The organism is Dellaglioa sp. CoH-57-MRSF-17 (genome assembly GCF_056782015.1).
The window spans coordinates 1-407 of the sequence record NZ_JBXAXY010000061.1 but is presented as its reverse complement, the minus strand read 5'-3'; the positions used below and the strand labels follow the sequence as shown (position 1 = coordinate 407).

Here is a 407-nt window from a genome sequence, read left to right as displayed (position 1 = left end):
AGGTTACTGGGATTGAACTTCAAAACCGTCATCAGCTGTGTGACGACAGGGAGTACATTCGACACGTCCGCGTACCGGCAACGTGTCGAATACGTGGGAACGTATTCTCCACCCTTCTTGATCTCGATCACGGTATGAACATATCCGTGTTCGTGTTCCACCTGCTGATCACGTCCCGGCTTCGTCGGGAGCTTGCGCGAACGTTGATCGAACTTGTCGAACTTGAACGTAAGGCGCAGGCCGCCTAGTGCGATTTGAACTTTCTCCGAATCGCTTTCCGGTTTCTCGTTGAGGCCGACGATGGGTTGACGCGCAGGATCGTGCACATAATCGACACGCAGAACTGCCTTGTTGCGCACTTCCGAGTAGTCGAATACAGCACGGTATCCCCACCGACAGAAGGAGTC

At 53.8% G+C, this 407-nt stretch carries 1 protein-coding gene; it reads right to left on the bottom strand.

Annotated elements, in window-relative coordinates:
- The coding region (locus tag AC1RPJ_RS07855; protein ID WP_481762856.1) for a hypothetical protein at positions 1-407 on the bottom strand (407 nt) is incomplete at both ends.